We start from the raw sequence: 9,073 nt of genomic DNA, 5'->3' as shown, positions 1-9,073 counted from the left end.
ATAAACAACTAAAATATCGGCGCCCGCGTCTTTTGTTTTTAACACACCGCCCCCCCACCGTGGTTTTTTTTTACCCCCTTCGGGGTAAAAATCACGCACGGGCGGCGCAGCTGCTAGTCGTCGCCGATGGCGCCGGGGGCGGTCTTGGAGACCTCCATCAGGAACTCGACGTTGCTCTTCGACTTCTTCAGCCGATTGACGAGCAGGTCGATGGCCTGGTGGGTGTCGAGCCCCGAGAGCACGCGGCGCAGCTTGTGCACGACCGCGAACTCGTCCGGGTTCATCAGCAGCTCGTCCTTGCGGGTGCTGGACATGTTGACGTCGACCGCGGGGAACACCCGACGCTCGGCAATCTTGCGATCCAGCTTGAGCTCGGCGTTGCCGGTGCCCTTGAACTCCTCGAAGATCACCGTGTCACCGGTCGAGCCGGTCTCGACCAGCGCGGAGGCGATGATCGTCAGCGAGCCGCCGTTCTCGATGTTGCGGGCCGCGCCGAGGAAACGCTTCGGCGGGTACAGCGCGGTCGAGTCGACACCACCGGAGAGGATGCGTCCCGACGCGGGCGACGAGTTGTTGTACGCGCGGCCGAGCCGGGTGATCGAGTCGAGCAGCACGACTACGTCGCGACCGTTCTCGACGAGGCGCTTGGCCCGCTCGATCGCCAGCTCGGCGACCGAGGTGTGATCTGACGGCGGGCGATCGAAGGTGGAGGCAATGACCTCACCCTTGACCGAGCGCTGCATGTCGGTGACCTCTTCGGGTCGCTCGTCCACCAGCACGACCATCAGGTAGCACTCGGGATTGTTCGTGGCGATGGCGTTCGCGATGTCCTGAATCACCGTCGTCTTACCCGCCTTCGGCGGCGACACGATCAGGGCGCGCTGCCCCTTGCCGATCGGCATGACCAGGTCGATGACGCGGGTGGAGATGATGTTCGGCGTCGTCTCAAGCCGCAGCCGCTGGTTCGGGTACAGCGGGGTGAGCTTGCCGAACTCGGGGCGCTTGCGTGCGGCCTCGACGTCGCCGCCGTTGACGGTGTCGATCCGGACCAGCGGGTTGAACTTCTGCCGCTGACTGCCCCCGCCGCCGCCCTCGCCCTCACGCGGGACCCGGACCGCGCCGGTGATCGCGTCACCGCGACGCAGCCCGTTCTTGCGGATCAGGTTCATCGAGACGTAGACGTCGTTGGGTCCGGCGAGGTATCCGGACGTCCGGACGAAAGCATAGTTGTCGAGGACATCGAGGATGCCCGCGACGGGCTGCAGGACGTCATCCTCACGGATCTCGACATCACCGCCGCCGCCCTCACCGCGGTCACGTCCACGGCGACGTTCCCGGAAGCGGCGGCCACGCCTGCCGCGGCCCTCCCCCTCGTCGTCGCCGCCACGGTTGTCGCGGTCGTTGCGCGGTCCGTTGCCGCCCTGGCCGCGCTCGTCCTGGGTGCGGTCCTGGTTTCGGTCCTGGTTGTTCCGGCCGCCCTGGTTACGGTCGCGACGCGGACGGTCACCGCCGCCCTGCTCCTGCCGACCGGACTGACGCTCGGTCGACTGCTCGGCGGGTTCGGACTGCTCGGCGGCACCCGAACGGGAGGCACCGCGACGCTGACGCCCGCGGCGCCCGCCCTCGGCCTCACCGGCCTGCTCGCGGGGCTCGGCAGCTCCAGATCGCTCGTGGGGCTCGGCGGCACCCGAACGCTCGCGGGGCTCGGCGGCCTGCTCGCTGCGCTCGGACCCGGCCCGCGCCTCGCCCTTGGCGGGAGTGTTGCTCTTCGTGGGGGCTTCGACCTTCACGACGGGAGCCTTTTCGTCGGCGGCGGCCTGTGCCGTCTTGGTGGCGGCACCACCGGCCTGCTGCGTGGCGGAGCCACCGGACTGCCGCTCCTTGATCGCGGCGATCAGGTCGCCCTTGCGCATGCCGGAGGTGCCCTTGATGCCGAGCTCGCCAGCGAGCGCGCGCAATTCGGCGAGCACCATGCCGGAGAGTCCGGAGCCGCGACGCGCCTCGGCGCGCTTGGTTGCGGTAGCGACGGCCGGGGCCGCCCCTGAAGTCGGTGAACCGCCGGCCTGGCTCGTCGCGGCGGACGCCGCGGAATCGAGCACAGAAGTGGCGATCAGGTCCGTATCGGTCACGGAGGTCCTTTCCTTCCCTCGCCCGCGCGGCGCTGAGTCGAGGGGTTCGTCCAAGCAGCTCATTTACTGAACTCGGATATGCCGGACATGTTCGGGAAATGCCGGGCCGCTCGCCCGCATCTCGCACTCAGGCACGTCCTTCGACACCGACACCCCGCGAAGTCGAGTGCCTCGCGTACAGGGGATTCGGGCGAGAAAGACGCAGTCCGGAACTCGGGGCGGGTATCCGTGATTCCGAGTCTGACGACCGATGAGAATCCGATCGGAAGACTCCTGAGTCGGGAGTGATTGCCCTGAAGAGCACCGGCGACTGATACGCACGATGGGCGAACGACCTCAGGATAGCCGTGAACACGATTACGAGCAAGGAGAACCCGCCGGTGTGCTGCGGCACACCGGCGGGTCGCCGTGACAGTCCCCGGCGGGTCGCCGTGACAGTCCCCGGCGGGTCGCCGTGAGGGTCCCCGGCGGGTCGCCGTGCGGGCGACCCGGTGGCCCGTCAGGAGACGCGGACCCCGTCCGCGACCTCGAGGTCGAGCACCCGCAGGCCCTCGGCCGCTGCGGTCGTGCGCAGGTCCTCGGGCAGCGGTTCGGTGGTCAGCGCCAGCACGGTGGGGCCCGCACCGGAGACGACGGCGGCGATTCCCCGACCGCGCAGCGTCTCGACCCAGCGGGTGGTCAGCGGCAGCGCGGATGCCCGCTGCCCCTGGTGCAGGCGGTCCTCGGTGGCGGTCATCAGCAGGTCCGGCCGTGAGGTGAGCGCAACCACCGCGAGCGCGGCGCGGCTGACGTTGAACGCCGCGTCGACATGCGGCACCGCATCGGGGAGCAGTCCGCGGGTGTGGGCGGTCGCGGACCGCTCCTCCGGCACCAGCGCGACGACGCGAATGCTCGGGTGCACGGCGAGCCGGACCGCACCGAAGCTGCGCGGCGAATTGGCGTCGTCCACGTCCTCGCTCCAGGAGACGACGGCGCCGCCGAGCACGCTGGCGGACGCATTGTCAGGGTGACCCTCGAACTCCGACGAGAGCTGAACCAGCTGCGCATCGGTGAGGGCCAGCGCGGGGTCGAGCAGGGCGACAAGGCCGTTGGCCGCGGCGAGACCACCGACGGCCGCCGACGCGGATGATCCGAGACCACGCGAATGCGGAATGACATTGCGACACACCACGTCCAGGCCACCCGCCCACACACCGGCCGCCTCGAGACCACGCTCGATGGCGCGGACCACCAGGTGGGAGGGTCCCCAGGGAACGTCCGAGGCCCCCTCCCCCTCGACGCGGACCGACAGTCCGGACTCGGTTGTGCTGACGGTGATCTCGTCGTACAGACCCAGCGCCATACCCAGCGTGTCGAACCCGGGGCCGAGGTTGGCCGTGGACGCGGGCACCCGCGCAGTCACGGTCAACCCCGTTGGCAAGGTCTGAGTCATCGCAGTGTCGTCGATTCGCTGTGCGGTCACTACACCAGCTCGAGCGCCGAGGCGACGGCCACCGGGTCGACCGGGATCGGCTGGACGGCAGGCATTCCCAGAAGTGCGGTATCGGGATCCTTGAGTCCGTTGCCGGTGACGGTGCAGACGACCGTCTGTCCGGCGTCGAGCCACCCTTCCTTGTGCGCGGCGAGCAGGCCCGCGACCGACGCGGCGGACGCAGGCTCGACGAAGACGCCCTCGGTGCGCGCGATCAGGCGGTATGCCTCGAGGATCTCGTCATCGGTCGCGGCGCGGAACGCCCCGTTCGACTGCTCCTTCGCGTTCACCGCGCCCTCCCACGATGCGGGCGCGCCGATACGGATCGCGGTCGCGATGGTCTCGGGGTCCTTGACCGGGGCGCCGTTCACCAGCGGGGCGGCACCTGCGGCCTGCACACCGAGCATCCGCGGCCGGACCGAGCTGATGCCGTCGGCGTAGTACTCGGAGTAGCCCTTCCAGTACGCCGTGATGTTGCCCGCATTCCCGACCGGCAGCGCATGGATGTCGGGGGCCTTGCCGAGCGCGTCGACGATCTCGAACGCCGCCGTCTTCTGTCCCTCGATCCGAACGGGGTTCACGGAGTTGACCAGGCCGATGGTCGGGAACTCGGCGGTGGTCTTGCGGGCGAGTTCGAGGCAGTCGTCGAAGTTGCCCTCGACCTGGATGATTTTGGCGCCGTGCATGACCGCCTGGGCAAGCTTGCCCATCGCGATCTTGCCCTGCGGGACGAGCACAGCACAGGTCATCTTCGCGACCGCGGCGTAGGCCGCCGCCGAGGCGGAGGTGTTGCCGGTGGACGCGCACAGCACGGCCTTCTGACCGCGGGCGAGGGCGTCGGTGACGGCCATCGTCATGCCGCGGTCCTTGAACGACCCGGTCGGGTTGAGGCCCTCGACCTTGAGGTACACCTCGCACCCGGTCAGCTCGGACAGGTGGCCCGCGGGAAGCAGCGGCGTCCCGCCCTCGCGCAGGGTGACGGTCTTCCAGTTCTCGCCGATCGCGAGACGATCCCGGTACGCCTCGATCAGGCCCGGCCAGGGCGTGTGAACGGGGGTGTGCTGACGAGGGCTATTCACTGGAACCTTCCAATCGGAGAACACTGGTGACCGCGGTGACGAAGTCGAGTTTGCCAAGGGCGGCAACAGTTTCGGACAGGGCGGCGTCGGTGGCACGGTGGGTGACGACGATCAGTCGCGCCCCGTCTCCCGCACCCTCCTGGCGCACCGTCGAGATCGAGACGTCATGCTTGGCGAATTCCGCCGCGACCGCGGAGAGCACACCGGCCCGGTCCGCGACCTGCATGTTGACGTAGTACCGGGTCGGGATCTCCCCGATCGGCGCGATCGGAAGGTCGGCATAGCTGGACTCGCGGGGCCCGCGGCTGCCGTTGACCTTGTTCCGTGCCGCCATCACCACGTCGCCCATCACCGCGGACGCGGTGGGGGCGCCGCCCGCGCCCTGCCCGTAGAACATCAATCGACCGGCGGCCTCGGCCTCGACGACGACCGCATTGAAGGCGCCGTTCACCGAGGCGAGCGGATGCTCGAGCGGAACGAGGGACGGGTAGACCCGGGCGGAGACCCGTTCGGTGCCGTCCTCCCCGACGAGACGCTCACAGATCGAGAGCAACTTGACGGTGCAGCCCAGCGACTTCGCGGCCTCGAGGTCCGCCGAGCTGATCGTCGAGATGCCCTCGCGGTAGACGTCGGCGGCGGTGACGCGGGTGTGGAACGCGATCGACGCGAGGATCGCGGCCTTGGCTGCGGCGTCGAAGCCCTCCACATCCGCGGTCGGGTCGGCCTCCGCGTAGCCGAGACGACCCGCCTCGGCGAGGGTGTCGGCGTAGTCGGCGCCGGTCTCGTCCATCGCGGACAGGATGAAGTTGGTGGTGCCGTTGACGATTCCGGCAACCCGGACGACCCGGTCACCGGCGAGCGACTGGGTCAACGGCCGGATCACCGGGATCGCACCGGCGACGGCGGCCTCGAAGTACAGGTCGGCGTTCTGCTTCTCCGCGGCCTCGGCCAGTTCCCCGGTGTACTCGGCGAGCAGCGCCTTGTTGGCGGTGACGACGGACTTGCCGGAGTTCAAGGCAGCGAGGATCAGCTTGCGCGGGACCTCGATTCCCCCGATCACCTCGACCACCACGTCCACGTCGGCGCGCGCGACGAGCGAATCCGCGTCCGTGGTCAGCAGCTCCTCCGGCACCCCCCGGTCGCCGTCGATCCGGCGAACGGCGATCCCCCGCACGACGAGCGGGGCGCCGACCCGGGACTCGAGGTCGCGGGCGTGTTCGCGGATGATCCGCACAACCTCGCTGCCCACGTTGCCGAGGCCGAGTACCGCCACACCGATCGCGGCGGCGTTCGGTTCAGTCATGTTGCTGTACCTCCAAGCTGAGCAGATCTTCCACGGTCTCCCTGCGCAGGACGAGACGGGGTTCTCCGTCGCGAACCGCGACCACGGCGGGCCGGGTGAGCAGGTTGTAGCGGCTGGACATCGAATAGCAGTATGCGCCGGTGGCCGCGACCGCGAGCAGGTCACCGGCTCCGACGTCGTCGGGCAGCCAGCCGTCACGGATCACGATGTCGCCGCTCTCGCAGTGCTTGCCCACCACTCGGGCGACGACGGGATCCGCGTGACTGTCCCGCGAGACCAGCCGACAGTCGTACTCGGCCTGGTACAGCGCGGTCCGGATATTGTCACTCATTCCGCCGTCCACGCTGACGTATCGGCGAGTTGCGTTGCCGTCCAGGCGGACATCCTTGACTGTGCCGACCTCGTACAACGTAACGGTGCCGGGGCCGGCGATGGCCCGACCGGGTTCGACCATCAGGGTCGGCACCGGCAGCCCGGCGGCGGCAGATTCGGTGGCGACGATGCTCGTCAGCTTCGCGGCCAGCTCGTCCACCGGCGGCGGATCGTCGCTCTCCAGGTAGGAGATCCCGAGGCCACCACCGAGGTCGATGATGTTCAGCTGCTCGGTCTTGTCGCTGCCGAACTCGTCGACGATCTCCCGCAGCAGCCCGATCACCCGGTGCGCCGCCAGTTCGAACCCGTCGACGTCGAAGATCTGCGAGCCGATGTGACTGTGCAGGCCGACGAGCCGAAGATTACCGGTCTCGAACACGCGCCGGACGGCCCCCCGCGCCGCACCACCGGACAACGAGAAGCCGAACTTCTGGTCCTCGTGGGCGGTGGCAATGAACTCGTGGGTGTGCGCCTCCACGCCGACCGTGATCCGGATCAGGACGTCCTGCACGACACCGAGGTCGGCCGCGACGGCGTCGAGCCGGTCGATCTCCTGCATCGAGTCCAGCACGATGTGCCCGACCCCCGCCGAGACCGCGGCCCGCAGTTCGGCGACCGACTTGTTGTTGCCGTGCATCGTGATCCGCTCCGCGGGGAACCCACCGTGCAGCGCGACCGCCAGCTCGCCGCCGGAGGCCACGTCCATCGACAACCCCTCGTCGGCGACCCACCGGGCGATCTCGGCGCTCAGGAACGCCTTCGACGCGTAGTGGACGCGGTCCGCGCCGCCGAACGCGCGGGCCATGTCGCGGCAGCGGGACCGGAAGTCGTCCTCGTCGATCACGAACAGCGGGGTGCCGTACCGCTCGGCCAGGTCGGTGACCGGGACACCGGCGAGGCGGACGACGCCGTCCGCCCCGCGGGCGGCGCCGCGCGGCCACACCGCGGCAGGAAGTGCCGTCATCTGCGCCGGGGCGGTTGGCCGAGGCGGCAGCCCCGGCGCGTGCGGGATGTCCGCGTGCCGCGGTCCGGCGGGATGCGCGTTCACATCCGCTCCGGTGCGCCGACACCGAGCAGGCCGAGACCGTTCTCGAGGACCTGGCGGGTGGCACCGCACAGCGCGAGCCGCGCGGTGTGCAGGTCGCCGGCAGGCTCGTCGCCCTGCGGCAGGACGCGGCAGTCGGTGTAGAAGCGGTGGTAGGTGCCGGCCAGTTCCTCGAGGTAGCGGGCGACGCGGTGCGGTTCCCGCAGGTCCGCGGCGGTCCCGACGACCTTCGGGAAGTCGCCGATGGTGCGGATCAGGTCGCCCTCACGCTCGTGGGTGAGCAGCTCAAACCGCGGGTTCTCCGTGGTCAGCCCGAGGTCCGCGGCGTTGCGGGCCAGCGACGCCAGCCGAGCATGCGCGTACTGCACGTAGTAGACCGGGTTCTCGCTGGTGGTGCTGGCCCACAGCTCGAGGTCGATGTCGAGGCTCGAATCCACCGACGAGCGGATCATCGCGTACCTGGCGGCATCGACGCCGATCGCCTCGACGAGGTCGTCGAGGGTGATGACGGTGCCCGCCCGCTTGCTCATCTTGACCGCGACCCCGTCGCGGACCAGGTTGACCATCTGTCCGATCAGCACCTCGACGGTCGCCGGATCGTCGCCGAACGCCGCTGCTGCGGCCTTGAGTCGACCGATGTAGCCATGATGGTCGGCACCGAGCATGTAAATGCACAGGTCGAAGCCGCGCGAGCGCTTGTCCTGGAAGTACGCGATGTCGCCCGCGATGTAGGCGGCGTTGCCGTCGGACTTGATGACGACGCGGTCCTTGTCGTCACCGAAGTCGGTGCTCTTGAGCCACCAGGCCCCGTCCTCCTCGTACAGGTTGCCGCTCGACTTGAGGGTGGCGACGGCCCGCTCCACCGCACCGGACTCGAACAGGGAGTTCTCGTGGAAGTAGACGTCGAAGTCGGTTCCGAACTCGTGCAGGGTCCGCTTGATGTGGTCGAACATCATCGCCACACCGATCGAGCGGAACACCTCCTGCTGCTCGTCGACGGGGAGCGCGAGCGCGTCGGGACGCTGCGCGAGCACGTCGGCGGCGATGTCCACGATGTAGGCACCGGCGTACCCGTCCTCGGGTGCGGGCTCCCCCTTCGCGGACGCGATCAGCGACCGGGCGAACCGGTCGATCTGGGCACCGTGATCGTTGAAGTAGTACTCCCGGGTGACGTCCGCGCCCTGGGCGGCGAGGATCCGGCCGAGCGCGTCACCGACCGCGGCCCACCGGGTGCCGCCGAGGTGGATCGGCCCGGTCGGGTTCGCGGACACGAACTCCAGGTTGATCCGCCGACCCTCCTGCGCGGTCGAGCTTCCGTAGCTCTGCCCGGCGGCGATCGCCTTCGCCACGATGGCGCCCTGCGCCGCTGCGGCGAGCCGGATGTTGAGGAAGCCGGGGCCAGCGATCTCGGCGGAGTCGATGCCGTCCGCCGCGGTGAGCGCCTCGGCGAGCCAGGTCGCCAGCTCACGCGGGTTGACCCCGGCCTTCTTCGCCACCTGCATCGCGACGTTGCTCGCGTAGTCGCCGTGCTCGGGGTTGCGCGGACGCTCGACGGTCAGCGTCGCGGGCAGGACGGCTGCGTCGAGATCGTGGTCGGTGAGGACCTTCGCGGCGGTGACACGAAGGAGTTCGGCAAGGTCGGCGGGAGTCACGGGTATTCATCCTATGGGCTGG

The 9,073-nt window shown here is 69.3% G+C and carries 6 protein-coding genes; all 6 read right to left on the bottom strand.

Going from position 1 to position 9,073, the window contains the following annotated elements:
* Positions 1 to 113: 113 nt before the first annotated feature.
* The 6 genes from rho to argS all read right to left on the bottom strand — a co-directional run bounded on the left by rho (position 114) and on the right by argS (position 9,051).
* Positions 114 to 2,129, bottom strand: a complete 2,016-nt coding sequence (gene rho, locus ACFWPA_RS05425; protein WP_378569773.1) for a transcription termination factor Rho — start codon at positions 2,127 to 2,129, stop codon at positions 114 to 116.
* Positions 2,130 to 2,628: 499 nt separating this feature from the next.
* A complete protein-coding gene (thrB, locus tag ACFWPA_RS05420; protein WP_378569772.1) occupies positions 2,629 to 3,561 on the bottom strand; it encodes a homoserine kinase in 933 nt (310 codons plus the stop codon).
* Between the two features lie 29 nt (positions 3,562 to 3,590).
* Complete coding sequence (gene thrC, locus ACFWPA_RS05415) at positions 3,591 to 4,679, bottom strand: threonine synthase (RefSeq protein WP_378569771.1); 1,089 nt, start codon at positions 4,677 to 4,679, stop codon at positions 3,591 to 3,593.
* Positions 4,672 to 5,982, bottom strand: a complete 1,311-nt coding sequence (locus ACFWPA_RS05410; protein WP_378506002.1) for a homoserine dehydrogenase — start codon at positions 5,980 to 5,982, stop codon at positions 4,672 to 4,674. The genes thrC and ACFWPA_RS05410 overlap by 8 nt, the downstream gene beginning before the upstream one ends.
* Positions 5,975 to 7,402, bottom strand: a complete 1,428-nt coding sequence (gene lysA, locus ACFWPA_RS05405) for a diaminopimelate decarboxylase (RefSeq protein ID WP_378569770.1) — start codon at positions 7,400 to 7,402, stop codon at positions 5,975 to 5,977. The genes ACFWPA_RS05410 and lysA overlap by 8 nt, the downstream gene beginning before the upstream one ends.
* Positions 7,399 to 9,051 (bottom strand): arginine--tRNA ligase, encoded by a 1,653-nt coding sequence (gene argS, locus ACFWPA_RS05400; protein ID WP_378569769.1) that lies wholly within the window; start codon positions 9,049 to 9,051, stop codon positions 7,399 to 7,401. The genes lysA and argS overlap by 4 nt, the downstream gene beginning before the upstream one ends.
* Positions 9,052 to 9,073: the final 22 nt, after the last annotated feature.

The sequence above is a fragment of the Rhodococcus sp. NPDC058505 genome (assembly GCF_042720095.1).
GTDB lineage: Bacteria > Actinomycetota > Actinomycetes > Mycobacteriales > Mycobacteriaceae > Rhodococcus_G.
Note: the sequence above shows the minus strand (reverse complement) of the source record. Positions and strands in the feature narration are given on the sequence as shown.